The 26213-nt window shown below is 60.7% G+C and carries 20 protein-coding genes; 12 read left to right on the top strand and 8 right to left on the bottom strand.

Going from position 1 to position 26213, the window contains the following annotated elements; translation table 11 throughout:
• The first annotated feature begins 4 nt into the window (after nucleotides 1-4).
• The 3 genes from BUS06_RS19290 (at nucleotide 5) to BUS06_RS19280 (ending at nucleotide 3509) form a co-directional block, all read left to right on the top strand.
• The gene (locus tag BUS06_RS19290) at nucleotides 5-1030 is read left to right on the top strand and encodes an ABC transporter permease (protein ID WP_074265703.1); all 1026 of its coding nucleotides are present in this window, start codon (nucleotides 5-7) and stop codon (nucleotides 1028-1030) included.
• A gap of 115 nt (nucleotides 1031-1145) precedes the next feature.
• Nucleotides 1146-2087, top strand: coding sequence for an ABC transporter substrate-binding protein (locus BUS06_RS19285; RefSeq protein ID WP_074265702.1), 942 nt, complete (start codon nucleotides 1146-1148; stop codon nucleotides 2085-2087).
• Between the two features lie 123 nt (nucleotides 2088-2210).
• Entirely contained in the window at nucleotides 2211-3509 is a 1299-nt protein-coding gene (locus BUS06_RS19280; RefSeq protein WP_074265701.1) for an L-fuconate dehydratase, read from the top strand.
• A 55-nt stretch (nucleotides 3510-3564) separates the two neighbouring features.
• Here BUS06_RS19280 and BUS06_RS19275 read toward each other — a convergent pair whose 3' ends face one another.
• Entirely contained in the window at nucleotides 3565-6618 is a 3054-nt protein-coding gene (locus BUS06_RS19275) for a PAS domain-containing sensor histidine kinase (protein WP_074265700.1), read from the bottom strand.
• A gap of 308 nt (nucleotides 6619-6926) precedes the next feature.
• On the opposite strand from BUS06_RS19275, the gene BUS06_RS38670 reads away from it, so the two are divergent.
• Entirely contained in the window at nucleotides 6927-7289 is a 363-nt protein-coding gene (locus BUS06_RS38670) for a Rieske 2Fe-2S domain-containing protein (protein WP_074265699.1), read from the top strand.
• A 56-nt stretch (nucleotides 7290-7345) separates the two neighbouring features.
• On the opposite strand, the gene BUS06_RS19265 is transcribed toward BUS06_RS38670, so the two are convergent.
• The 4 genes from BUS06_RS19265 to BUS06_RS19250 form a co-directional block, all read right to left on the bottom strand.
• Nucleotides 7346-9022 (bottom strand): efflux transporter outer membrane subunit, encoded by a 1677-nt coding sequence (locus tag BUS06_RS19265; protein ID WP_074265698.1) that lies wholly within the window; start codon nucleotides 9020-9022, stop codon nucleotides 7346-7348.
• A 70-nt stretch (nucleotides 9023-9092) separates the two neighbouring features.
• Complete coding sequence (locus tag BUS06_RS19260; RefSeq protein ID WP_074265697.1) at nucleotides 9093-11054, bottom strand: glycosyltransferase family 2 protein; 1962 nt, start codon at nucleotides 11052-11054, stop codon at nucleotides 9093-9095.
• Between the two features lie 14 nt (nucleotides 11055-11068).
• A complete protein-coding gene (locus tag BUS06_RS19255) occupies nucleotides 11069-12307 on the bottom strand; it encodes a YyaL domain-containing protein (RefSeq protein WP_074265696.1) in 1239 nt (412 codons plus the stop codon).
• 83 nt (nucleotides 12308-12390) lie between these two features.
• Entirely contained in the window at nucleotides 12391-13773 is a 1383-nt protein-coding gene (locus tag BUS06_RS19250) for an HlyD family secretion protein (protein ID WP_167379399.1), read from the bottom strand.
• Between the two features lie 957 nt (nucleotides 13774-14730).
• Between BUS06_RS19250 and BUS06_RS19245 the strand changes: the two genes are divergently transcribed.
• From BUS06_RS19245 to groL, 5 genes are all read left to right on the top strand, one after another.
• On the top strand, nucleotides 14731-15669 hold the full coding sequence (locus tag BUS06_RS19245) for a glycosyltransferase family 2 protein (protein WP_074265694.1): 939 nt from the start codon (nucleotides 14731-14733) through the stop codon (nucleotides 15667-15669).
• Nucleotides 15666-16052 carry a GtrA family protein gene (locus BUS06_RS19240; protein WP_074265693.1) on the top strand — a complete coding sequence of 129 codons (387 nt, stop codon included), beginning with the start codon at nucleotides 15666-15668 and terminating at the stop codon, nucleotides 16050-16052. Before BUS06_RS19245 ends, BUS06_RS19240 begins: the two co-directional genes overlap by 4 nt.
• A gap of 114 nt (nucleotides 16053-16166) precedes the next feature.
• On the top strand, nucleotides 16167-17753 hold the full coding sequence (locus BUS06_RS19235) for a hypothetical protein (protein WP_254368917.1): 1587 nt from the start codon (nucleotides 16167-16169) through the stop codon (nucleotides 17751-17753).
• Between the two features lie 231 nt (nucleotides 17754-17984).
• Nucleotides 17985-18275, top strand: coding sequence for a co-chaperone GroES (groES, locus tag BUS06_RS19230; RefSeq protein WP_025496518.1), 291 nt, complete (start codon nucleotides 17985-17987; stop codon nucleotides 18273-18275).
• A gap of 52 nt (nucleotides 18276-18327) precedes the next feature.
• Nucleotides 18328-19971 (top strand): chaperonin GroEL, encoded by a 1644-nt coding sequence (gene groL / locus BUS06_RS19225; RefSeq protein ID WP_074265692.1) that lies wholly within the window; start codon nucleotides 18328-18330, stop codon nucleotides 19969-19971.
• Nucleotides 19972-20099: 128 nt separating this feature from the next.
• Here groL and cysC read toward each other — a convergent pair whose 3' ends face one another.
• Both cysC and BUS06_RS19215 read right to left on the bottom strand, forming a co-directional pair.
• A complete protein-coding gene (gene cysC, locus BUS06_RS19220) occupies nucleotides 20100-20717 on the bottom strand; it encodes an adenylyl-sulfate kinase (RefSeq protein ID WP_074265691.1) in 618 nt (205 codons plus the stop codon).
• A 630-nt stretch (nucleotides 20718-21347) separates the two neighbouring features.
• Complete coding sequence (locus BUS06_RS19215) at nucleotides 21348-22208, bottom strand: hydroxymethylpyrimidine/phosphomethylpyrimidine kinase (RefSeq protein WP_074265690.1); 861 nt, start codon at nucleotides 22206-22208, stop codon at nucleotides 21348-21350.
• Between the two features lie 271 nt (nucleotides 22209-22479).
• Between BUS06_RS19215 and BUS06_RS19210 the strand changes: the two genes are divergently transcribed.
• From BUS06_RS19210 to BUS06_RS19200, 3 genes are all read left to right on the top strand, one after another.
• Entirely contained in the window at nucleotides 22480-22650 is a 171-nt protein-coding gene (locus BUS06_RS19210; RefSeq protein ID WP_008342674.1) for a rubredoxin, read from the top strand.
• Between the two features lie 76 nt (nucleotides 22651-22726).
• A complete protein-coding gene (locus BUS06_RS19205; protein WP_074265689.1) occupies nucleotides 22727-24145 on the top strand; it encodes a hypothetical protein in 1419 nt (472 codons plus the stop codon).
• 200 nt (nucleotides 24146-24345) lie between these two features.
• Nucleotides 24346-24924 carry a YqgE/AlgH family protein gene (locus tag BUS06_RS19200; RefSeq protein ID WP_074266193.1) on the top strand — a complete coding sequence of 193 codons (579 nt, stop codon included), beginning with the start codon at nucleotides 24346-24348 and terminating at the stop codon, nucleotides 24922-24924.
• 55 nt (nucleotides 24925-24979) lie between these two features.
• Here the strand turns inward: BUS06_RS19200 and BUS06_RS19195 are convergent, their stop codons facing one another.
• Nucleotides 24980-26113 carry an RNA-guided endonuclease InsQ/TnpB family protein gene (locus BUS06_RS19195; RefSeq protein ID WP_074265688.1) on the bottom strand — a complete coding sequence of 378 codons (1134 nt, stop codon included), beginning with the start codon at nucleotides 26111-26113 and terminating at the stop codon, nucleotides 24980-24982.
• Nucleotides 26114-26213 lie beyond the last annotated feature (100 nt).

Here is a 26213-nt window from a genome sequence, read left to right as displayed (position 1 = left end):
ATTTATGACACAGCCATCGGATAGTTCGGCGCTGGGTAGCCAGGGACGATCGTCCGGCCTGAGGGCCCGCTTCTTCTCGCCGACCGCCCTGCAAAAACTGCTGGCCTTCGGCAGCCTGATTCTGCTGCTGATCTTCTTCAGCTTCGCGTCGCCCTCGTTCATGCAGATGGACAACATGCTCGGGATTCTGCAGGCGACGGCGGTCAACGGTGTGCTGGCGATTGCCTGTACATTCGTCATCATCACCGGGGGCATCGACCTGTCTGTCGGCACCTTGATGACGTTTACGGCCGTGATTTGCGGTGTGTTTCTCACCAACTGGCACTTTCCGATGTGGATCGGCGTGCTGGCCGCGATCGGCACCGGCGCGTTGTGCGGAAGCATTTCGGGCACGCTCACGGCGAAAATGAAAATACCGCCGTTCATCGCCACGCTGGGCATGATGATGTTGCTGAAGGGACTGTCGCTAGTCGTCTCGGCAGATAAGCCGATCTACTTCACGGACACCGACAACTTCTACATGATCTCGCAGGATTCGCTGATCGCGTATTTTCTGCCGAGCGTGCCGATTCCGAACGCCGTGCTGATCCTGTTTTTCCTTGCTGTCGCGAGTTCGATCACGCTCAATCGCACGGCACTCGGCCGCTACACCTTTGCGCTTGGCAGCAACGAGGAAGCGGTGCGTCTTTCCGGCGTGAATGTCGACCGCTGGAAGATCGCTATTTACAGCCTGGGCGGGGCCATTTGCGGCATTGCCGGACTGCTGATTGCCTCGCGCCTGAATTCGGCCCAGCCGGCGCTAGGCCAGGGTTATGAGCTCGAAGCGATCGCTGCGGTGGTGATTGGCGGGACTTCGCTGAGCGGCGGTTCGGGCACGATTCTGGGCACCATCATCGGCGCGTTCATCATGAGCGTGCTGACCAATGGCCTGCGCATTATGTCGGTGGCTCAGGAGTGGCAGATCGTCGTGACCGGTCTCATCATCATTCTCGCGGTCTACGCCGATATTTTGCGGCGCAGGAAAGGCTGAGATGGCGCGGCAAAGGTGACAGGCAGGAGCAGAAGCAAACATCAAGAAACGGGAGTGCGGTTGGCTCCCTCAATGGCTGAAGATAGATGGCCCACACATCAGGAGGAGATACCTTATGTTGAAAAGAAAGCTTATCAGCGTCGCAATCGGCGTCGGCACACTGGTTGGCGGCACGAGCATCGCGCTCGCGGATCAGCCGTACATCCCGCTCATCTCGAAGGGCTTCCAGCACCAGTTCTGGCAGGCCGTCAAAGCCGGTGCGGAGCAGTCCGCGAAGGAGCAGAACGTCAGGATCTCGTTTGAAGGTCCGGAAACCGAGGCAATGGTCGACAAGCAGATCGACATGCTCTCGGCGGCGCTCGCCAAGAAGCCGCAGGCACTCGGTATCGCCGCGCTCGACAGCAAGGCAGCCATTCCGCTGCTGAAGCGCGCGCAGAACCAGAAGATCCCGATCATCGCCTTCGACTCGGGCGTCGACAGCACCATTCCGTTGACGACGTGCGCGACCGATAACATCGCCGCGGCCGCGCTCGCCGCCGACAAGATGGCCGAAGCGATTGGCGGTTCGGGTGAAGTCGGCCTGATCGTGCACGACCAGACGAGCCGCACCGGCGTGGATCGCCGCGATGGCTTCCTGAACGAGATCAAGGCGAAGTACCCGAACATCAAGATCGTCTCGGTGCAGTACGGTGGCGGTGACCATCTGAAATCGGCGGAAATTGCCAAGACCATGATCCAGGCCAATCCGAACCTGAAGGGCATTTTCGGCTCGAATGAAGGGTCGGCCGAAGGTGCTGCAATCGGCGTCAAGGAATCGGGCAAGAAGCTGATTCTGATTGGCTACGATTCGGGCAAGGAGCAAAAGGACGACATCACGTCGGGCCTGATGTACGGCGCCATCACGCAGAATCCGATTGGTATCGGCAAGTGCGTGGTCGACTCCGCGGTGAAGGCGCTGAAGGGTGAAACGCTGCCCAAGAAGGTCGACACGGGCTTCTACTGGTACGACAAGAGCAATATCACCGATCCGAAGATCGCCGCCGTGCTGTACGACTGAGCGTCGCCAGACGTTGCTGTAGCGCGCGACAAAAGAGAAGAGGGGCGGCGGCGTTGCATGACGCCACGCCCCTCTTTGTTCATGGATGCAAGCTGAAAGCTCTCGCAGAGGAAGGTGCTTTAGATGACTACGATCACCAGGCTAACTGTCCGGGACATCCGGTTTCCGACGTCGCGTTCGCTCGACGGCTCCGACGCGATGAACGCCGCACCGGATTACTCCGCCACCTATGTGACGCTCGAAACCGACTCGCCACATGGGCTGACGGGACATGGCCTCACGTTCACCATCGGGCGTGGCAACGAGATCTGCGTGAGCGCGGCGCAGGCGCTGGCGCCGCTCGTCGTCGGCAAGACACTCGAGGACATCGCCGCCAACATGGGCGCGTTCTGGCGCGCGTTGACCTCGGATAGCCAGTTGCGCTGGATCGGTCCGGACAAGGGCGCGATTCATCTGGCGACCGCGGCGGTCGTGAATGCGGCCTGGGATCTGTGGGCGAAGGCGGAAGGCAAGCCGGTGTGGAAGCTGCTCGTCGACATGAGCCCCGAGGAACTCGTGCGTTGCCTCGACTTCCGCTACGTGACCGATGCGATCACGCCCAATGAAGCGATCGCCATGCTGCACCGTCATGCAAGAACGAAAGGCGAGCGCGAAAAGGAAATGCTGGCGCACGGTTATCCGGCCTACACGACCTCGGCCGGCTGGCTCGGCTACGACGACGAGAAGATTCGCCGCCTTGCCCGCGAAGGCGTGGCGCAGGGCTGGACGCATTTCAAGCAGAAGGTGGGTGGCAACCTCGAGGAAGACATGCGCCGGGCCCGCATCCTGCGCGAAGAAATCGGCCAGGACCGCAAGCTGATGATGGATGCGAACCAGGTGTGGGATGTCGATGAGGCCGTTGCGAACATGCGGCGTCTCGCGCAATTCGATCCGTGGTGGATCGAGGAGCCCACGAGTCCCGACGACGTTCTCGGTCATGCGACCATCCGCGAGCGCCTGCGGCCCATTGGCGTCGCGACCGGCGAACATTGCCATAACCGCGTGATGTTCAAGCAGTTGCTGCAGGCGCAGGCCATCGATTTCTGTCAGGTCGATAGCTGCCGTCTGGGCGGCCTGAACGAGGTGATCGTCGTGTTGCTGATGGCGGCGAAATCCGGCGTGCCCGTGTGCCCGCATGCGGGCGGCGTCGGCTTGTGCGAATACGTGCAGCACATTTCGCTGTTCGACTATATCTGCGTGTCGGGGTCGCTAGAGAACCGCGTGCTCGAATACGTGGATCATCTGCATGAGCACTTCGTCGATCCGGTGGTGATCCGCCAGGGCCGTTACATGCCACCGCAACGCCCCGGCTACAGCATCGAGATGCATGCGGCGTCGCTCGATCAGCATGATTTTCCGGCGGGGCCGGTGTGGCGGACGTAACCTACGTTACGTTAGGAGCGCTACGCTTATGACGCGGCGCTGAAGCAGACGCCGCTCAGGAGAAGTCCACCGCCCTGACCGAAACGGGCACGCGCACCTTGATGAGGGTGCCGTTGCCCGGCGAACTGACCACGTCGAGCGCACCACCGAGCATCAGCACACGCTCCTTCATTCCCGCGAGGCCAAAGGATTTATTGCGGATTGCTACGGGATCGAATCCGCGGCCATCGTCGCGCACTTCCAGCAGGCAGTCGTTGCCCTTCTGTTCGAGCGTGATGAACACTTCTTTCGCGTTGGCATGCCGCGTGACATTGGTGAGCGCCTCCTGCACGATCCGGAACAACGCAATGGCCCGGTCCTCGGCAAGCTCCGGACTTTCCTGCGGCACGCGCAGGCGGCAGGCCGTCTCGCCATTCTGCGAATATTCGTCGGCGAGCCATTCGAGCGCTGCTGCGATACCCGCGTCGAGCACCGCGGGGCGCAACGAGGCAACCACGTCGCGTACCACCTGGATCGTCTTGTCCGCCAGCAGCAATATCTTCTGAACGTGCTCGCCGAGAGCCGGGTTGTCGTGGCCGAAGCGCAGACGCAGCGTCGAGGCACCCATGCGCAGTGCGGTCAGGTGCTGGCCGAGTTCGTCGTGCATCTCGCGGGCGATACGTTTGCGCTCTTCCTCACGTGCTGTTTCGCGGCGCGAGGTGAGTTCGCGCAGCAAGTCGTAGGACTCGTACAGGCGTTGTTCGGCTTCCTTGCGTTCGGAGATATCGCGCCAGATAGTCAGTACACTCTGCACGACCCCATCCGCGTTGTACTCGGGCACCGCATGCACGTACCAGCATTGCGATTTTCCGTGTTTGGTCCAGGCCAGCTCGAATTTGGCCGCCACGCCACTTTCCATGATCTCCTTCAGTTTCGCGCGGGTGCGCCGCGCGACTTCGGCCGTCGCAGCCGGTACCTGACCGGCCTGCTTGCGAAGCAGCTTCGGCGCCCCGACACCGCTGATGCGTTCGAACTCTGGGTTCACATACGTGCGCAGGCAGTCACGGTCGTAGCGAATGATGGGATCCGGCGCGTTTTCCGCCAGCGTGCGAAAGGCCCGTTCGCTATCGCGCAATGCCAGTTCAATATCTCTCAGACGCGTGACGTCGTGAGCAATGCCCAGCACGCTGACGACGCGGCCTTCGTCGTCCTTCTCCGGAACGTGCCGCACCTCGAAGATACGGGGGCCATTGGCAGTTAGCCAACGTGCTTCATGCGTGTTCGGTTGCCCCTCCACGAACGCACGCCGGACGGCCTCCTCGAGGCGTAGGTTCTGTTCTGCGTCGGAGGTTGGCGCCAACTCCCGGGGCGTCTTGCCGATAAAGGCTTCCTGCGGCGCGCCAAAGGCTCGGGCGATGGCCGGATTGGCGTACAGATGACGGCTCTCGCAGTCGAAGCGGGCAATGAAGTCCGGGAAATTCTCGGTGAGCGTACGAAAGAGCTGCTCGCTACGCTTCAGTTCGTCGATGTCGCGGCTGATGGCGAGCACGCTGGCCACCGTACCGTCGGGTGCAAACTCGGGAACGATACGCATATGCCCCCAGCGGATCCGGCCTCCGGCATCCCGCAGCGCTAACTCTTCGGTCACTTCCATGCCTGTTTCGACCACGTGTTGCAACTGCTGCATGTAGCGGGCGGCATCGACGAACGACCCTCGCTCGGCCGGCGTCGTGCCGAGCACGTCGCTGGCAGGCAGACGCATCAGCTTGAGAAGCGCCGGGTTGGCGTAGATGCGGCGGTAGCTCAGATCGTAGCGGGCGATGTAATCGGGCGAATGTTCGACAACGGCACGGAAGGCCTGTTCGCTCGCATAGAGGCGCAACTCGGCCTCCTTGCGCGCGGTAATGTCGAGCCCAAGAGCAAGCGCGCCCACAATCTCGTCCTGCAGGCCGCGCTCGGGGAGGAGGCGAACATGATGATGGCGCGTGCCATTGCCGCTATCCTGTATCACGACTTCAATCTGGTGCTCGGTGCCGGTTGCGATGACGTCCGCGAGCAGCGCCTGGTACTGCGCGTAGCGGCCATCGGGCTCGTGTTCGGTCGGAGTCCTACCCAGCATCTCCCGCAAGGGCTTGCGCAATGTCGTGGAAAGCCCTGAATTTGCGTAGACCAGACGGCATTGGCGGTCATAACGGCAGATCACGTCGAGCGTGCTTTCTGCCAGCCTGCGAAACTGCGCTTCGAGTTCCAGCTGGGTGGTCAGCAGCGATTCCGTCCGGTGATGAGCCGTCATGTCGCGCGCGATACCAACAATTCTGTGCACCCGTCCTGACTCGTCGTGCACGGGGATCAGGGTGGAGTGGTAGTGGTGCGGCCCAGTCGGTAGCTGGAGCGTCCTTTGATCGTCGAACGCCTCGCCGGACTGGGCGCATCGCCTGAATTTTTCGATCAGGACGCTGGATACTTCGTTGGGCACCACATCGTCGAAGAGCTTGCCGATCAACTCCGCCCTTGGAATGCCGAGCGACTGCACGCCGCTCGGGTTCATTTCGAGTATGCGAAAGCGTCCTTCCGGCGTGACCTCGAGCAGATAAAGCACGTCCGAGACATTATCGAAGACTTGCCGGTAACGCTGTTCGCTTTCCCGCAGTGCGTGCTTTGCGTGCTCGCGCTCCGTGACATCGCGTGCGAGCGCCAGGTTGTATTCTTTCCCGCCGTATTCGAAGTGGTTGGCGTTGACCTGGACCGGAAACGAGCTGCCGTCCCTGCGGCGGTGCGTGGTCTCGATGATGCGTGAGCCTCGCTCGCGCAGCACCGACCATTCCTGTTTCCACAGGGGGATGGTCCATTCCGGATCGATGTCTGCCACGCTCATCTGCAACAATTCGGCATTGCTGTACCCGAGCGTGCGGCAGGCCTCTTCGTTGACGTAGACGAGCCGGCCGGCTTCGTCGAGCAGATAGGCGGCCTCGTGCACCCTGTTGAGCACGAAGCTGGTCAGATGCAGCAGTTCGTTGTGTTCGGTCACGAGGCGTTGCAGGTTTTCGCGCTCCTCGCGAAGCTCCGCATTTTCCCGTTTAAGTTTCGCGAGAAGCGCATCGGTCTCAGCGTCGCGTGCGGATTCGTTCATACGTTGCCCACAAATATTTCTACATGCCGCGAAATCGCGTCTTAAGCCGGAATTTATAATGCGAGCGCGTCGAGACGGCCGTTTCGCGGATGTCTCGACGCCGACAGATAGTCTATCGATGCGAAGTTAGTAATACGATTCAGTGGGCGGATCGTTCTTTTCCCAGTAAATCCAGTGCATCGCAGAGGCTGCGGCAAGGCGTTTCGTCCTGGTGCGGCCGTCCGGATGCGCACGCCCATTGTTGTACCGTTCGGGCCACCTGTCCAGACCGGGTTGCGCCGGACAGTCATACGATAATCATGTAAACGATGACCCACATATCACATCAGCGGAAGGGCTGGGAGCTTGTCTGCCAGTCTGCGGAGGTCGGCAAGGAGACTGCGCTAGGGTGCGTGGTCCAGGACAGGCAGCTTGTGGTGTGGCGAGACGCGGAAGGGGACGTGCATGTGTGGCGTGACCATTGCCCGCACCGGGGGGCGGAGCTGTCGCGTGGGCGGGTGACGGGTGGGTTGATCGCATGTCCTGAACACGGGTGGCGATTCGACGTCAACGGGCAGGTGGTGCGGCGCCTGACTACCTCTAACGCGTGCCTCGAGGGTGCCCGCGCGATGACATACGACGCCGAAGAGATCGACGGCGCCGTATGGGCATGTCTGGACAGGATGGTGTAGCTGCGGCCCTGTGTCTGTCGCGGCCGCTACCGCCAGTTTGGCAATGCGCTGCCGTGTCAGTTGCTGCTGGACTGGATCGGGGCGAACATTCGATGCTGTGTTTCGGATGGCGCGGGCTGCGGAGCGGGCGAGGCAACGACAACTGGAGGTGCAGGTGCGGCGGTCGACGCAGTGGCAGGCGCAGCCGATGGTGTAGTAACAACCGTCGGCGCAGCGGCCGCCGCAGCCGCAACCCTGGGCGCCGCAGCCGGCGCAGCCCGAGGCGCGACAGCCGGCGCGACAGCCGCCACCGGCGCCGGCTGCGCGGCCTGCGCAGTCGTTTCAGTCCATCCGCCGCCGAGTGCCTTGTAGAGCGTGACGAGGTTGGTCAGACGCGCCAGACGCACTTCAACCAGCGTCTGCTGCGCGGCAAACAACGAACGCTGAGTATCGAGCGCATCGAAGTAATCCCCTACGCCTGCGCGGTAACGCATCATCGAAAGATCATAGCTCTTCGACGTGGTGTCGACGAGCGTCTGCTCCTTGCGTGCCTCGCTATCCAGGGTGGTGCGTCCCACCAGCCCATCCGATACCTCGCGAAAGGCCGTCTGAATGGTCTTTTCGTACTGCGCCACGTAGATGTTTTTCTCGACATTTGCGGAGGCCAGGTTCGCCTTGTTCGAGCCGGCGTCGAAGATCGGTAAGGTGACCTGGGGCGCAAAGCTCCACGCAAGACCACTGGAAAAGAGCCCCGCGAGCGAAGTACTTTGGACACCAAACGTACCAGTCAAGGTAATGCGCGGAAAGAATGCCGCGCGCGCCGCGCCGATATTTGCGTTCGCGCCCTTGAGCTGGTCTTCCGCTGCGATGATGTCAGGCCGGCGCTCGAGCAGATCGGACGGCAGGCCTGCCGGCAGGTCCGCCAGAATGCCTTGTGCTTCGAGCGGACGCGCAGGCGGAAGATCGTTCGGAATCGGCCTGCCGATGAGCAGCGTCAGCTCGTTTTCGCTTTTCGCCGCCTGGCGACGGTATTCATCGAGTGCCGTATCGGCCGTCTCCACCTGGGTTTGCGCGCGCTCCAGATCGAGTTGCGAGGCCGCGCGGCCCTCGACCCGGCGCGTCATCATGTCATAGCCTTCCTTCTGCGACTTCAAGGTTGCCTGCGCCAGCGCCACCAGTTCCTGATTCGCTTCCCACGTCAGATACGCGTTTGCGACTTCGGCAACCAGCGTGATCTGCGCACTGGTACGCGCCTGTTCAGTCGAGAAGTACTGCTGTAACGCCTGATCCTTAAGGCTGCGCACGCGCCCGAAGAAGTCCAGTTCATAGGAGGTCACACCGACGCCTACGCTATAGATGGTCGATGGCTCGCCCGCATACTGCAGCGCGCCCGGTTGATGCAGCGTGGTCGAGTTGGCCAGCGCATCGACGGTCGGAAACAGGGTCGAACGTTGAATCTGATACTTTGCGCGCAAATCCTCGACGTTTAGCGTCGCGATACGCAAGTCGCGGTTGTTTTGCAATGCAATCGAAATCAGGCGTTGCAGGCGCGGATCGGCAAAGAAGTCGCGCCAGCCGATATCCGCGGCCGGCCCGGCGCCGTTACCGCCATTTTGCCCGGAGGATCCCGACTGGTATTCGGGGCCGTTCGGGTAGGTACCGGCGACTGGGGCAGCCGGCCTTTCATAGGTCGGTTCGAACGAGCATGCAGTGAGCAGGCTCAGGCAGATCATCGAGAGACAGGACTTATGCATGCTGATCCTCATTCTTCTGATTTCCGATTCGCAAAAGCTGAGAAGTGCGGTGGAGAATGCTGTTGCGTCCTCAGCCGAGGAACGCTCGTTGTAGCAATCTCGCCAGCGCCATGCGGCGCTTCGCCTTGCTCGCCAGGTTGACCGGCGTCTCGCTGAATAGCAGCCGGATCAACGCGTGACGCGTCGCCTTGATGTGATTGAATTCGAGCCCGATGAAATCGCCCTGATGACGCACGACCCGGCACGCGACCCAGCCAGCTGGCTCGATCTTCACCCAGCCTTCGGCGCCGTCGGGGATGTCACGTGCGCGCCCGCAGATCATGCCGACACCGCTGCACGAAAGGTCGCGCGTGTTGCCGGGAAATTCGATGCCGTTCACATTCAGCCGCGCGGTGGCATCGAACGGAAAGCGCTCTTCCTTTCGTGGACGCGGCAACTCGATGCAGACGAGCAACGACACCAGATACAGCGCGAGTGCGATGGCGGTCCACACGACATTGAAGGCGAAGCCAGGAGCGCCGGGATTGTCGAGCAGCGAGCGCACGAGGCCCAGCGACGACAGCACAATCAGGCTGCCGAAAAAACCAGCCAGCTTGGCGTGCACGACGACGCGTGAACGATCAAGGCCCTTGTTGGTGACCTTGAAGGGACGTCCGAACGGTCTGAGGAGCGCACTCGCCAGCGTGGCGCTGACGGTCAACGCCGCGACGATCTGCGTGACTTCGGTAAACACCGGCAGCGTGCGCGAGCCGGAAATCCAGCTGCTGTAAAACCAGAATGCGAGCAGCGCGGGTGTGCCGTAAGCGAGGAATTCCGCCGGGTTCGTGTAGATCGAGGGAATCCCGAGGTACCAGTAAAGGAGCGGCGCCACCAGCATCATCAGAATGAACGGACGGCTGAACCAGTGCAGCATGCCGTGCAGATAGTGCAACCGGTGCATGAACGCAAAGCCTTTGCCACGAAACGGTCCGTCCGGCAGGAGTGCTACCTGTATCGTGCCCAGACACCAGCGGCTTCGCTGCGTGATGTATTCAGGCAGTCCTTCGGCAGACAGTCCGACGCTTAGCCGCTCGTTGAGCCAGCGTGTTTTGTAGCCGCGCGGCAATAGCCGGTACGTCAGGTGGATGTCTTCCGTCACTGTGCCAGTGGGAAATCCGCCGATCAGATTCAGCAGATCGCGCCGCACGACGAACGAGGTGCCGACGCAAAAGGCCGCGCCCCAGGCATCCTTCGCGGGTTGAAACACGTCGAAGAAGACGCGTTGTTCGTCGACCCAGCACTCGGTCGAACGCAGGTTGTACTGGATCGGATCGGCGTTGTAATAGAACTGCGGAGTCTGTACGACACCGATATCAGGCGAGTCAAAGAGGCCGATGGTCCGCATGAGGATGTTTCGCTGCGGCGCGAAATCCGCATCGAGCACGAGGATGTAGGGCGCGTTGGTGAGCGCTGCGGTTGCCTGCAGGCCGTTGTTGAGATTGCCGGCTTTTGCGTGCGTATTGTCGGGACGCGTCAGATAGTGCGCGCCGACTTCCTCGCAAAACGAGCGCAACCAGTCGCGACGTGTGTCGTCGAGCACCCACACCTTAAAGTTCGGATAGTCGACAGCCAAAGCGGCAACGATGGTTTTCTCGAGCACGTCGAGGCCTTCGTTATACGTGGCAATGAAGATGTCGACGGCCGGCACGGCTGGGCTACGCCTGAGCTTCGCTTCGCCACGGTTGGCCCGCTCGCTATGGTCGGAACTGCGCGTCAGCACGACGATCGAGAACAGCGTGTACGTCACGGTCAGCAGTTCGAACGCGAAGAAGCAATATGGCCAGACGCTCGCGAGTTCCGGTTTGAATTCGGGCAACGTCGAGGTGCTGCGCCATAGCAGGTAGTTGACGAGCAGAAAGGCCGTCACGCTGCCGACGACGATCCGGTCGAAAGTGCGACGCCGATCCGACACGAGGCAGAGCACCGTCACGATCGCGAGCGTACCCAGATTGATATTGAACAGCGTGCTGGTATCGAAGAATTGTTCGTACATGGCAGCGTATCCAGTCAGGCGCCGAGCCTGCGGCCCGTAAAAGGATTCCATCCTGCTGCCGCCAGCACAGCCCAGGCGGTAGCGCCCAGGTGAGGCAGGTGGAAGTAGTCGAAATCCGCGTTCTTCGAGGTGGGCCCGATCGCGAGGCCCGTACGGATGCGCTCGTTCGGTGTGGCATACAGCAGTCCGGACGGGGCGCGTTGACTGAGCAATACGTCCCACAGCGGCACCGCATCCTGACCGTGTCCTCGGGCTTGCAGCACCAAAGCCGCTTGCCCGGTGCCTTCAGTCCATATGCCATCGGGTGCGGCGTTGAAGCCAAAGCCGGCGCCGGTGCGGTGATGCTGCAGGGTCCAGTCGATTGAGTGGTCCCAGCCGCTGGTGGCGTTGCCTGGCAGTGCGATCAATGGCCATAGCTCGGCGTCGATGGCCGATGGACCCGCATTGAGCGTGCGGCCATCATTCTGTGTGCCGATGTTGAAGCGTCCTTCCTGCGCGTTCCACATGGCCGCGACGAAATCTCGCGCGTGTTGGGCTTGCGCTGTCCAATGCGAGTCGCCGGTTGCGCGCGCGAGCCAACTGAAAGCGGCGTACGTATCGACGTTCTGTTCTGTCGACTTCCACGACTGCCGCAGCGGCTGCGGCTCCTCGCCGAAATAGCCACCGATAAAACCATCGGGCGGTCCAGCATCGAAGGTGTTGGTGGCGACCCAGTTCATCAGCGAAGCCGCGGCATCGAGATAGCGCCGGTCGTGCGTGGTGTCGTACAGCGTCATGAGAGCTAACGCGGCCCACGCGACATTACCGGTGGCCGAGCCGACCTGATACGCATCTTCATCCCACCGATTCGCGGGCGCGTCCCACCATCCCGGCAACTCGAGCGGGTCGTGACTGGCGGCTCCGGCACGATACGCGTTGCGCAAACGTCCGTCGTGGTAGTGGCGGTCATGTGAGGTCGCGAGGACCAATGCATCGGCAATCCGTCGCGCTTCTGCGGTCTTGCCGCAAGCGACGAGCGCAATACTGGCGAGCGCGTTGTCGTAGACGAAGGCGGCGTTTTGCAAGGCGGGAGCGAGCGGTTGGCCATCTGCGGCTTCATAGCTCTGCACAAACGCCGGTCCGTTGCCGGGTATCGCAGCGACCTGATGGACGAGTGCGTCGCAGCCCGTCTCCAGCATTTTCTGTTGCTGCGCGGGGGAATCCGCAGCCCTGGCAGGGGCGGGCGACAGGAAAATTACCAGGGAGATCAGCATAGCGAGCGCCTCTAACGCCTGTATCCGCAACCGTGTCGAAAAACTTCGCATGACGACCTCCGGGCCGCGCCGAGACACACGAATCACGACTGGCTGCCGCCGGACGACAGTCCCGGCATGTGGCCGCCAAGGAAGGCCTGCAGCCGGTTCGTCCAAGGCCGGTCGATGCTTACATGCACCCATTGGCCCAGCTTGCACGAGCCGCTTTGCGTGCCGTCACCCGGCGCGTTGTTGCCCTGAACGCTGCCGCTTTGCACCGCATCACCTTGTGCATTCGCATCGAGTGGCTTGTCGAAAGTGGCGAGTGCGTAGATCTCGTTGGATTCGATTGATGGGAACGGCACGAAGTAGCGGGCCTGGTCACCATCGGACGCACGCGGCAAGAGCCCGGTGACGGAAGCGCCAACCGGATGGTCGACGCCATCGACACGTACCTTCAGACGCGTGCCTGGCAGCAGGCTGTCGCTGAGGCTGCGCGGAAAGACGGCGACGACCTGGGCGCGCGAGCAATCGACAGCGCGAATCAACGTTGCGCCGGCGCTTACCTGCGTGCCCGGAGGAGCCAGCACGTCCTTGACGACACCGTCGCCATAAGCCTTGATTTCAAAATTGGACATGCGGTCGACCCGGTCGCGTTCCTTGGCGATCAACTGATCGATGGTGCTCTGCGATTGCTGGAGTGCGCTTGCCTGCGCGGTCAACTGGTCCACCGTGTTGTGCAGATCTTCGCGCTCGTGGGCGAGCGTGGATACGCCGTTGTCCTTGTCGTCGAAGAAGACCTTGTTCTTCGACGCCTGGCTATCCGTCTCGGCTGCCTGCAGTTCCGCCTGTATCGCGGCTTTCGCATTCTGTAACTCGGATAGCTGGTATTTCGAGGTGTCGCTGACCGACCCGCTGATTGCGCCGGCCGCGGCCAGCGTCGAGTCGCGGTTGACGATGTCCTGCTGTGCGTCGATCTGTGTGTTGGCGATGGCCAGTTTCGAGCGGATGCCGGAAAGGGTGGCGTCGTTCATCTTCTGCGTGGCCGCCTGATACTTGGTCATTTGCTGATCGGCGGTGGCAAGGCGGATACGCGATGCATCGAGTTGCGTGCTGACTGCATCGTATTGCTGGGCGAGTTCCATCCTTTTGCTGGTCAGTTCGACGAGCGTCGAGCGGTCGACGTTCTGGTTCTGGATATCCACCAGTGCATCGCCGGCATGAAACCGGTCTCCGATGTGCAGCCGCTGCGATGCGACCGTGCCTTCAATCGGTGTGGTGACGAGAGTGGTGGGTACATCGACCACGGCCCGTTGCGAGGAGCGGAAGAACATAGGCGGCATCACCATCGAAAGCAGCGTCCACGCGATGAAGATCACCACGCCGAAGCCGGCGAGCCGTGCGATCGACTGTCCGCTGAACCAGCGCGACAGCCCCGAGGACGTGCCTCCGCGGGGAGCGCCTAGATCGGACGCGGATGTTTGCACCTTGTTCACCATAACCTCACCTCTTTGACAATTAGGAGTGCGACCTGACAAGCAACGATGCACGGGAACGCGCGCGGTTCCACCCGTTGGCTTGATGCCAGTGGGCAGGCGAGCTTTGCAGCTCATCGCGTCCCCTAGGCCTGTTTGTGATTGAAACGATAGCCATTGCAATCTGCGCGTCTGACCGGGTCACAGCCGTGGCAGAGTTGCAGAGGTAGCCGGCACGTTGGAATGTGCGATGACTTCGCAGATTGAAGAACGTGAATCAAACATGGGAGTGAATCCCGGTACCCAAAATCTAGAGCAAGTCCCGGTTACGAACGCGCGCGGTTTGTTACGAAATGAAAATGGACTGCGGGGAGGTTAAACGGGGGCGGAAAAACTGGCTGGATGTCGCGCAGCCGTGTAGCGTCGCGCGGCGAATGGCGAGCTTGCGTATGAAGATGGCGAAGCGGCAGGGCAGGAACAAAAAATGAGCTTGAAATCCAGGGGTAACGTCCTCTTACACTTGGCGGTTCGTGTTGCGCGCGCGCCACTTTTGGAACTGCAAGTTTGGAGGGCACGCCGGCGAATCGGAAAATATGAACGATGAAATTGCCGCCGATTGAAAACGATGCAAAAGGCAGAATTCTATTTTTGCAAAATAGAATCTCCAATCAAGCGGTTGCTTTCGATAGGCCACCCGAAATAGCAGAGAAGTGAGCCGCTCGCTGGCCCGCGTCCTACGCTAGTTGCCACAAATCCGACGATTTCAACGCGACCGCGCCTTCCGTGTCACACGAATTGTCGTTTTGGTCTCATTGCACGCAATGAAAGTGGTCCCTATACTCCCACGGTTCTCGTAAGAATCAGGCTGACGGGGGGTAGTGGCAGGAATGCCAGACCGCCTGTCGACCGCAACGCGACCCGGCGGATCATTCCGTCGCCTGATCGACCCTTTATCTCAGCCCAAATCGAATGACCGCATCGTCCACCTGTCGAATCGCAGTTTTGATCCCCTGCCTTAACGAAGCCTTGACGGTTCCGAACGTGATACGCGACTTCAGGGAAGCGTTGCCGGGCGCTCAGGTGTTCGTCTTCGACAACAACTCCACGGATGGAACCATTGAAGCCGCGCAAGCGGCGGGCGCAACCGTTCGAAAGGTCACGCTGCGAGGCAAGGGCAACGTTATCCGGCGCATGTTTGCGGATGTAGAGGCGGACGTTTATGTGCTGGTCGACGGTGACGATACGTACGATGCCAATGCGGCGCCAGGGATGGTCGCAGCGCTTCTCGATGAAGGCCTGGACATGGTTGTGGGAACGCGTATCAGTGAAGAACAGTCTGCGTACCGGTTCGGTCATCGGTTCGGCAATGTTGCGCTGACCCGATGCGTCTCTTCGGTCTTCGGGAGTACGTTTACGGACATGCTTTCGGGTTTTCGCGTTTTCTCGCGGCGCTATGTCAAGTCTTTCCCGGCTCATGCGTCTGGATTTGAAACGGAAACCGAACTTACCGTGCATGCATTGGAACTCAGGATGCCCGTGTCGGAAGTCGCTACCGTCTACAGGTCGCGCCCGGAAGGTTCGGCCAGCAAGCTGAATACTTACCGCGACGGCTTCCGTATCCTGGTCACCATCGTCAAGCTTCTGAAGTCCGAAAAACCTTTCGCGTTTTTTTCCTCGGGTTCTCTATTGTGCGCGATCGCTTCAGTCTTGCTGGCGATACCGCTCCTGCAGACATTCCTGCAGACGGGACTCGTACCGCGCCTTCCGACTGCCTTGCTGTGTGTGGCGCTCATGCTGTTCGGCGGCATCCTGCTGGTTTGTGGCATCGTACTCGACACCGTTACTCACGGACGGGCTGAAACCAAGCGCCTGGCTTATCTGGCCACTCCAGGACCAAAACACTCGTGATCGGCAGTCAATTCATCCGGTTCGCCATCGCGGGCGTGATCGGTTTCGTTGTCGATGCCGGAGTTCTGTACCTCGCGCTTGCCTGCGGCCTGGGCCTGTTCGCAGGACGGGGCGTTTCGTTCATGGCGGCGGTCTGGGTGACGTGGCGCATCAACAGGCGGCATGCCTTCCGCGAGCGTGCGCAAAGATCGGCGTGGGTCGAATGGTGGCGCTATCTTTTGTCCATGCTCGGCGGCGCCAGCGTGAACTATGCAGCCTACTCGACCGTTGTGCTTACCATCCACGGTGGACGACTGATCCCTCTGATTGCCGTGGCTTGCGGTTCGGTCGCGGGGTTATTTGTTAACTTCTTTGCCGCGAAGCTGTGGGCCTTCAAAAGGTAATCTGATACCTCATTGGCATAAAACGAGATGAATACAAATGTCACCGCGCGCCAGAGCTGGCCTTTTCTGCCGCGTATGAACAGCGCTCGATCCCTATTGATCGCATGCTGGATTGTGCCGTTGATATTCGGCATCTATTCGCTGACACAGGGTGCGGATTCGAACTGGGACATCCGCAATTATCACCTGTATAACGCGTTCGCATTACTGCATGGAAAGATGTCCATCGATCTGGCGCCAGCCGGAATGCAGAGTTATTTCAACCCGTTATTGGATGTCCCGTACTACCTGATGGCGATGCACCTCCCCGCGATGGTGGTGGGATTCATTATGGGTGTTGTGCACGGCCTCAACTTTGTGCTGCTGCTTGGAATATGTCACCAGGCGCTTGCCAATCTGCCGGAGCAGGAGCGGAACAGGACGTCGTTCTGGCTGGCGCTCGCGGGCTGCCTTACCGCAAACTTCATGTCGGCCATAGGCAATTCGATGGGCGACAACACGACATCGCTCTTTAGCTTGGGCGCACTGCTGATCGTGATGACAGTCTGGTCCCGCCTTACCGGGGCGAGTGCGCGTGTCGTTTTAATCATTGCAGTCGCGGGCGTGATTTCCGGTATGGGGGCGGGGCTGAAGCTCACAAACGTCGTGTATTCGGTCGCGGTATGTGCAGGACTGCTGTGTGTCCCGACAACTGCGATTGCACGGCTGCGACTTTCGTTCGTCTTCGGGGTTGGCGTACTTCTGGGTTTGGCTGCGACGGGCGGCTACTGGTTTGCAAATCTATGGCACCTGTATGGCAACCCTCTTTATCCGCAGTTCAGTTCCGTCTTCCCGAGCGCATTGACGGCGAAGGTAGGGGCCGTCGACACCAGATGGTTCCCAAGCAGCATCTGGGAAGCAGTGGCTTTTCCGTTCGTCTTCTCAATTAATCCCTACCGGGTTGGACAGGCGAGACTGCATCAAGGAATCTGGGCCGTTGCGTACGTCATTTTCTGGTGGTGGATGATCGCGGCTTTTGTGCGAGCTCGCAAAGGCGTTTCGATGACGAGGCTGCCGTCTACCGCCCGCCCGGTGGTCGCCTATGTCGTAATCGGGTATCTCGTATGGCTGAAGGTGTTCAGTATCCAGCGATATCTGGTGCCCATCGAGCTCTGCCTTCCTCTCTTTATTTATTTGCTGCTCACACAGTTGCTTGCGTATCGGGTTGCGCGGAACCTGGCGACGGTATTGTTGGTGGTCTGCTCCATCGTCGTGCTCGTCGGAGGCGCGCATTCGTGGGGACATGATCTGTGGGCCAAGAAAATGTTCGATGTGGACGTGCCGCCACTGCCCGACCCGGAGAAAACGACCGTGCTGCTTACTGCCGGCGATCCGCCGCTCGCCTGGCTGGTGCCGATGTTCCCCAATACGGTTGCATTCGCTTCGATCAGGTCGGCGTTCCCGCAGACGCGGCCGGCGTATGACAACAAGGTTCACGATATCGCCAGGACGCGAGGTGGTCCTGTGTACGCGCTAATACCTGGTTACTGGACTGATGGTCGCGAGGACACAGCGAAGAACTCAGCGGAACTCACTGACTCGGGTAGAGCGTTAGCCGACTACGGATTCTTGCTTGACGCCGGATCATGCAGGATTTTTCACGGGCATATCGGACAAGGTACGTATCCGTATCAGTGGTGCAGCGTCGCCAGCACGCGATGACGAGGTTGGCGGTGCTTCGCTCATGTTGCATAGGGTTTACCCGCTAATTATGCGAGGGGCCGAGCGGATCCCACCCCCGCAAAAAATTCCCACCCCCATCCTTCTTGAATTTGTCACCACCCGTCCATATAATTAGCACTCGCTGCACGAGAGTGCTAACAACATCGCCGGCTGGCCCAGCCAGCCGGGTTTTCTCAGCGTTCTTCAGTCTCAATCAAGAGAGGAGTATGTATGAACCTTCGTCCTTTGCATGATCGCGTGATCGTCAAACGTCTGGATCAAGAAACCAAGACCGCGTCGGGCATCGTGATCCCCGAAGCCGCAGCAGAAAAGCCGGATCAAGGCGAAATTCTGGCAGTCGGCCCGGGCAAGCGTGACGACAAGGGCGCACAAATCGCGCTCGACGTGAAGGTTGGTGACCGCGTCCTGTTCGGCAAGTACGCAGGCCAGACCGTTAAGGTCGACGGCAGCGAACTGCTCGTGATGCGCGAAGAAGACATCATGGCCGTGGTGCAGAAGTAAGCGCAAAGCGCTACTTACCCGGTTATATCTCAAGAATTCAAGGAGTTAGAAGATGGCAGCTAAAGACGTCGTATTCGGTGATTCCGCCCGTGCCAAGATGGTTGAAGGCGTGAACATCCTCGCGAACGCTGTGAAGGTCACGCTGGGTCCGAAGGGCCGCAACGTTGTCCTGGAACGCAGCTTCGGCGGCCCGACGGTCACCAAGGACGGTGTGTCGGTCGCGAAAGAGATCGAACTGAAAGACAAGCTCCAGAACATGGGCGCGCAAATGGTCAAGGAAGTGGCTTCCAAGACCAGCGACAACGCAGGTGATGGCACCACGACCGCAACGGTCCTGGCCCAGTCCATCGTTCGCGAAGGCATGAAGTACGTCGCATCGGGCATGAACCCGATGGACCTGAAGCGCGGTATCGACAAGGCTGTGACTGCAGCTATCGAAGAACTGCGCAAGATCAGCAAGCCGTGCACGACCAACAAGGAAATCGCTCAGGTTGGCGCGATTTCGGCAAACAGCGACTCGTCGATCGGCGACCGTATCGCTGAAGCAATGGACAAGGTCGGCAAGGAAGGCGTCATCACGGTTGAAGACGGCAAGTCGCTTCAAGACGAGCTGGACGTGGTTGAAGGCATGCAGTTCGACCGCGGCTACCTGTCGCCGTACTTCATCAACAATCCGGACAAGCAAGTTGCTGTGCTCGACAACCCGTTCGTGCTGCTGCACGACAAGAAGGTGTCGAACATTCGTGACCTCCTCCCGGTTCTGGAACAAGTCGCCAAGGCTGGCCGTCCGCTGCTGATCATCGCAGAAGACGTCGAAGGCGAAGCACTGGCAACGCTGGTTGTGAACAACATCCGCGGCATTCTGAAGACTGTTGCTGTCAAGGCTCCGGGCTTCGGCGATCGTCGTAAGGCCATGCTGGAAGACATCGCGATCCTGACCGGCGGTCAAGTTATCGCTGAAGAAACCGGCCTGACGCTCGAAAAGGCAACGCTGGCTGAACTGGGTCAAGCGAAGCGTATCGAAGTGGGCAAGGAAAACACCACGATCATCGACGGCGCTGGCGAAGGTGCCAACATCGAAGCGCGCGTGAAGCAAGTTCGCACGCAAATCGAAGAAGCAACGTCGGACTACGACCGTGAAAAGCTGCAAGAGCGCGTGGCCAAGCTGGCCGGCGGTGTTGCAGTGATCAAGGTCGGCGCTGCGACCGAAGTCGAAATGAAGGAAAAGAAGGCACGTGTCGAAGACGCACTGCACGCAACGCGCGCAGCTGTGGAAGAAGGCATTGTGGCCGGCGGCGGTGTTGCACTGATCCGCGCTCGTACGGCAATCGCCGGTCTGAAGGGCGCTAACGCCGATCAAGACGCAGGCATCAAGATTGTTCTGCGCGCAATGGAAGAACCGCTGCGCCAGATCGTCACGAACGGCGGCGAAGAAGCCAGCGTCGTGGTGGCAGCAGTTGCAGCAGGCACGGGCAACTACGGCTACAACGCAGCAACCGGCGAGTACGTCGACCTGGTCGACGCTGGTGTTGTGGACCCGACGAAGGTCACGCGCACGGCACTGCAAAACGCAGCATCGGTGGCAGGTCTCCTGCTGACGACTGACGCAGCTGTTTGCGAACTGCCGAAGGAAGATGCTCCGATGGGCGGCGGCGGAATGCCGGGCGGCATGGGCGGCATGGGCATGGACATGTAATTTCGGATGGGGCTCCTTCGGGAGCCTCGTATCGAAACACATGGGGGAGGTGCGCTGCAAGGCGTGCTCCCCAAAAGAGAAAACCCGCAGCGATGCGGGTTTTTTCGTTTCCGAAGCCAGATCGATCTTTAGGGCTTCAGGAGATACGTCTCATGCAGGTAGTCGAAGATCCCCGCCACGCTCGCGTCTTTGCTCTGCGTCGCGGTATCCACGCGTAACTCCGGGTTGGCCGGAGCCTCGTAGGGCGCGGATACACCGGTAAACGCCGTGATCGCGCCAGCCCGGGCTTTGGCATACAGACCCTTGGGATCGCGCCGCGCGCAGTCATCCACGGAAGCGGAGAGGTAGGTCTCGACAAACCGGTCAGACCCAATGATCTCGCGCGCCATGGCTCGATCTTCGCCCATCGGCGAAATCAACGCGGTAATCACAATCAGACCTGCATCGTTCATCAACTGGGCAACATGCGCCACGCGGCGGATATTCTCGCGCCGGTCTTCTTTGCTGAAACCAAGATCGCTGGCCAGGCCGTGCCGGACGTTGTCGCCGTCTAACACATAGCACGGGTGACCCAAGGCGATGAGCTCTCGTTCCAGTTCATACGCAATCGTCGATTTTCCGGCCCCGGACAAACCGGTGAGCCAGACCGTGACGGCCTTCTGCTGGAACATCCGCGCGCGGTCCTGGACGTCTACCGAACCGCTGACGCGTTGCAGGAACGCTTGTGCAGGCTTGGCGGACGCCACGGATTTGCTTGCTTCGGGGGTGGTTCGAGCGCCATGTCCGGTGTCCGGGAGGTCAGGGCTGGCGTCAGAAGGGGAGTGGACGTAGGCGTGTGAATTGTCCACTTTAAAGATTCCCGCGGAGGGCGATGCCGGTCAACTGACCGGGGCGCCTATTCGAATGTTCGTTGCGGCGGGAACCGATCGCGCACGCGTGATCGCCCTGAGGCGTGTGAAAAGACGGGGTCCGAGGTGGCATAAGGGGCGCCGGCGACATTACAGTTCGTAAATTCTACTGGCTGATAAGCAATCCAGTTGTAACGTTTGATTACGTTTGTAATCAGGGTGTGCGAATTTTCTGCTTGAACACCGCGTGCCAACGTGAGTACGTGATGATTCGTAACGCGACTGGCCGGATGTGGTGGGAGCGAAGCGGTGCCAAAGGAGGCTAGCCCGGCGAGGGCCTGAAACAGCTAAGTTTGAGGATGTCCGTCAGGGGAGAAGGCATCGGCCAATGCTGTCGGCGGCGCTGTCTTGAGCGGCGCGCAGAAACCCATGAAAGGCTGGAGTCGGTGCTGCGTAAGCTTGAGAGGTAAGCGCAGGAAATAATCCAGGGCGTACCGGCCGCCCGCGACCGGCCCCGCCCCGCATCGCCTAGTGCCGCGCTTCTCCCGGCGGCGCATCCTTCGCGCTACCCAGCGGCGTTTCTTCATCGCTACTGCGGGCCCAGAAAAACCGGTCCGGCAGATAGGCCCCCATCCCGGGACGAAACGCGTTGCGCATGGCCTGATACAGATACTCCTGAGCTTCGCGCACAGCTTCGGCCGGGTCCTGACCGTTGGCCAGCAATGCGGCAATAGCAGCGCCCAGCGTGTCGGTCAAACCCATGATGCGGTGCGGGCCACGGTCCCACATATCCTGACGCAACTGGCCGTCGTCGCTGAAAAGCGTATTGACGAGCCGGTGAGTGCCGGTTTCCGTGGACAGGATGTATTCGCAGCCTTGCGATAGTAGGTGCGAGATTGCCGCGTCGAGACTCGGCGCCTCGGCGTCGCCGTCCGGCTGCGCGAGCGCGAGCAGGGTGGCGTGATCGGCCACAAGCAACGTGGTTTGCGGTGCGAGCAGGTCGGCAATCGCCTCGCGCAGTTCGTCGGCGGCGAGCACGTGCTCGTCGTCCAGCGTGAAATCGGGAGCGAGGATCAGCGGAATATCGTCGTAGTCGGCCACGACTTCGGCGATTGCGCTCACCACTTCCGCTCGCGTGGCGGCTCCTACCTTGAAGGCGGCGATGGGCATGTCTTCGAGCAGCATGCGCGCCTGGGTTGCAACGACTTCCGGATCCAGCCCGGTGACTTCGTCACAGTTTGCCGAGTCGCGCACGGTGAAACCCGTCAGCACGCTGACGCCGTGGCAGCCCATGCTGGCTAGCGTCATCAGGTCGGCTTGCAGGCCGGAGGCACCCGTCGGATCGGAGAGGCCGAAGGTGAGAACGATCGGAGGCGTGTCGCTGGGCATGAAAATGGTTGGCAGGAAGTAGGCGTATGTAAGCGCGCAGCGTGGGCGCAGTCGCCTCAATTATGCGGCCTAAAGCGCTAACGGGGCGTTTTTTCGCATCCGCAGAGGACTTTGCGCACTGAATCGGGGCATCGCGCCGCGCCTTGTCCAGCTTCGTCTGCCGAGCGCCTGCGGCACGTCAACGTGGCGACTTTCGATTGCTAGGCATTGGGGCGGCAACACGGTACCATCATGGCTCTCGTTTCAACGCTCTTTTTGACGCGACACAAGAATGGAATATAGAAGCTGGATGTGCCTGATCTGCGGCTGGATCTACGACGAAGAAGCTGGATTGCCAGATGAAGGAATCGCGCCGGGCACGCGTTGGGAAGATGTTCCCATTAACTGGACCTGCCCCGAATGCGGAGCCCGCAAGGAAGACTTCGAGATGGTCCAGATCTGACCGTCGCAAGCGTCGCGCGTCCCGACGGGCGGCGTGATCGCGTTCGTCGGCTTGTCCGTGTTCATGTCGCCTGCCCATGATCCCTCGATCCGCATCACCTGCCTCTTTCGACGCACTGCCCAACCCGCGTGGCGGATCGGTCCGTTCCGCGGAACTCGCGCTCGCTGAGGCGCAGCTTGCGCTCGAGCAGCGCGGCGACACGGCGGCTGCGCTGTTGCGCGCGGCGCAGGCTTTCCGCGAGGCGGGCTGGCTCGGGGCGCAGAAGCTGGCAGATGCCTTGGTGCTGGTCTCGCCATTAACGGCTGCGGACCCCCCCGAAGAACCTGACGCGCGTCAGGTGTTCACTGAGGCCTTGCACGATTTCCGTGCAGCAACTACGCGGCACAACCTGCGCGAGCTGTCCTGCTCGCCGATTCTGTACGGCCACTATCAGGCGCTCAGTGCACTGATTTCGCAGCGCACGCCGGGCTTCACGGTCACCTACGAAGATTTTGCGCTGGCCGCGCGGCCGTTGCCGCCCGTGTCCTTCAGCGCGCAGCCGGCGGAGCGTCTCGCTCACTTGCGGGTTCGCTACGAGCGGGCCTTGTTGCCGGTGTTGCGGGCGCATTCGAGTGACGGAGCAGCCAGCGCCGCGGTAGCTGCGCTGACGCGCGCCGCGCTCGATGAACTCGACGCGTGCCTCGCCGAACTCGCGGGCCCCGATCCCTACGACTTCTGGCGTCTCGCTTCGGTATGTGCCCGCTCGCTGCGCGTGAGCGGTCACTTAGTCGGGGACGCAGACGCGCGGCGCTTCCACGCACGCTGCAATCTCGCCCTGGCGGATCACGCTCGCGGCTCGACGCTCGCTTCGCGCTCGCTGGTACGTGCGACGCTGGCGCTGCTCTGGCGCGATTACGCGCTCTTCGGTGCTGCAGCGGAGGATGCCGAACACGTCGAACTGCTGCACGATTACGGCTTGACCGTGGACTGGCACGTGGCCGCCACCCAGGAGTCGGAGGCGTTGTGGGAAGCGGGCGCGACGGAGGTGCAAGGCCTTGGCGCGGGTGGCCTGGGCGTGACTCGTACCCGCGAGTTGGGCCTGCTGACTGTCAACGCGCACGCGTATGAAGATTTCCTGCAGACGGCTGACGCGGCCATCGCCGCGCTCGCTGAACATGCGCGGGGCGCCGGTCAACTGGAAAAAGCCGATCCGAGCGAAGCGCTGCAGGCCGGCGACGCCGCGTATCGTCTCGGCGCCGCTGCGTGCGCGCTCGGCCTCGGTCATGTTGCGCTGCTCGCAGACGCACTCGGCCTCGCGTGGCGCCGCCGCGCGCATGCCGGTGTCTCGACACCTGCGGTGCGTGCGCACGTGATCGTGAGCGCGCCCGATGCACAGGCGCTCGAGCAAGGTGCTGAAGCGTTGCGGGCCATGCTGCACAAGATTGCCGCGGGCGTTGCTCCGCCCGCCGCCGGTCCTGCGTTGGCCGCGCTGACGCGGGCTATCGAGCAAGGCTGACGCCCTTGAGCCGCCTTGCAGATTGCATGCGCGGACGCAGGAACCGGCACCCCTCGGATGCGCACCCGAATACGCACCGTTGGCGAGGTGTAAGCGCGTGATAGAGTGGCAACATGATCCGCAGTTCATGGATCGCGGCAGCTGATCTGCCCTACGCTCAAAGCCCGCCATTCCGCATCGTCTTTGCTAAAATCCGAACTATGTCCAAGAGTACCGATCGCATCAATCTGACTAACCAGTTCCTGATCGCCATGCCGAGCATGGCGGATCCTACGTTTTCAGGAACGGTGGTCTACCTTTGCGATCACAGCGAGCGCGGTGCGCTCGGCCTGGTGATCAACCGGCCGACCGATATCGATCTGGAAGCGCTGTTCAGTCGCATCGATCTGAAGCTCGAGATCGAACCCCTGCTGCATGTCCCAGTTTATTTCGGCGGCCCGGTGCAAACGGAGCGCGGCTTCGTGCTGCATTATCCGAAAGACGGCAGCCCTTATACGTCGTCGATGTCGGTGCCCGGCGGTCTGGAAATGACCACCTCCAAAGACGTGCTCGAGGCCGTCGCGAGCGGGACGGGTCCGGAACGTTTTCTGCTCACGCTCGGCCACGCAGGTTGGGCCGCGGGCCAGCTCGAGGAAGAGATCTCAAAGAATGGCTGGCTCACCGTCGAATCCGATCCGAAAATCGTGTTCGACGTGCCGGCCGAAGAACGCCTCGAAGCCGCGCTCGCGCTGCTCGGTATTTCCCTTTCGATGCTCTCGGGCGAAGCAGGTCACGCTTGACTGCTCCTCTCCGTGAAAGGAGAAGATTCCCACTTCGTAGAGCTTAGCCAATGCCTCAAAGAGACATGGGACTTACAACCTCTCCATGGGCTGAAACCGCCAGTCCGGCGGCCAAAACATTGCGAGCGGCGTTGATATCGCGGTCATGCGTTGCTCCGCATTCAAGGCACGTCCATGCGCGAACATCTAACGGCATTTTCGCGACCGTATGGCCGCAGCTGGAACAGCGCTTCGAGCTGGGATACCAGCGGTCGACACCGATCAGCGATCGTCCGTACCACTGCGCCTTGTACTCAAGTTGCCTCACGAACTCCGACCAAGATGCGTCCGCGATCGATTTCGCGATACAACGATTGCTTTGCATGTTGCGGACTGACAGGCTTTCGACGGCGATCACTTGGTTTTCGTTTATCAACCGAGTCGAAAGTTTGTGCAGGAAGTCCCTGCGGGAATCTGCTGTCTTGGCACACATGCGCGCGACTTTCAGCTTGGCTTTCCTGCGATTCGCCGAGCCCTTTTGTTTTTTCGCGAGGCGCCTTTGCAGCTTTGCCAGCCGGGCCTCGTTTTTTCGAAACGTGTTCGGCGCGGCAATTTTTTCTCCCGTAGACAGAATGGCAAAATGCGTAAGCCCGAGATCGATACCGATCTTCCCAGCGGTATCCGGTCGTGCGGTCACGACGTCGTCGCAAAGCATTGAAACGTGGTATCGACCTGCCACGTCTTTCGACACAGTGACGGTCGTTACCTTTGCGCCCTTGGGAATTGTGCGTGACCAGCGAATTGCAAGTGCCGCATTCATCTTCGCCAGTCTGAGAACGCTCCCGTTCCACTTGAAGGCACTGGTGGTGTATTCGGCCGACTGCGTGCCGTCCCTCCGTCGGAAGGTCGGGTACTTTGCGCGCCCTGCGAAAAAATTGGCGAAGGCCGTTTGCAGGTGCCTTAACGCCTGCTGCACTGGGACCGAGCTGACCTCATTGAGCCACGCGTGCTCTTCGCTCTTTTTGAGTTCGGTAAGCGCCGCGGAGGTTTCGTGATAACCCATGCGTTCCTGACGTCCATACCACGCGTCGGTGCGCTGTCGCAGCATATAATTATAGGCAAATCGCGCGCACCCGAACGTCCGGGCAAGAATCATTTCCTGCTCGGGCGTGGGGTAGAACCGGAATCGGTATGCGCGCTTAACGTTCATATCTCATACAGTACGCAATATTTGTGTGAGAGGCAACAAAGCCACAGCTTGAGGAATATGCCCTTTTCGGTCGCCATGATGGATAGAATTTCGCGGGGCA

Source organism: Paraburkholderia phenazinium (assembly GCF_900141745.1).
In the GTDB taxonomy this organism is placed as follows: domain Bacteria; phylum Pseudomonadota; class Gammaproteobacteria; order Burkholderiales; family Burkholderiaceae; genus Paraburkholderia; species Paraburkholderia phenazinium_B.
This window is presented reverse-complemented; position numbering and strand designations above follow the sequence as displayed.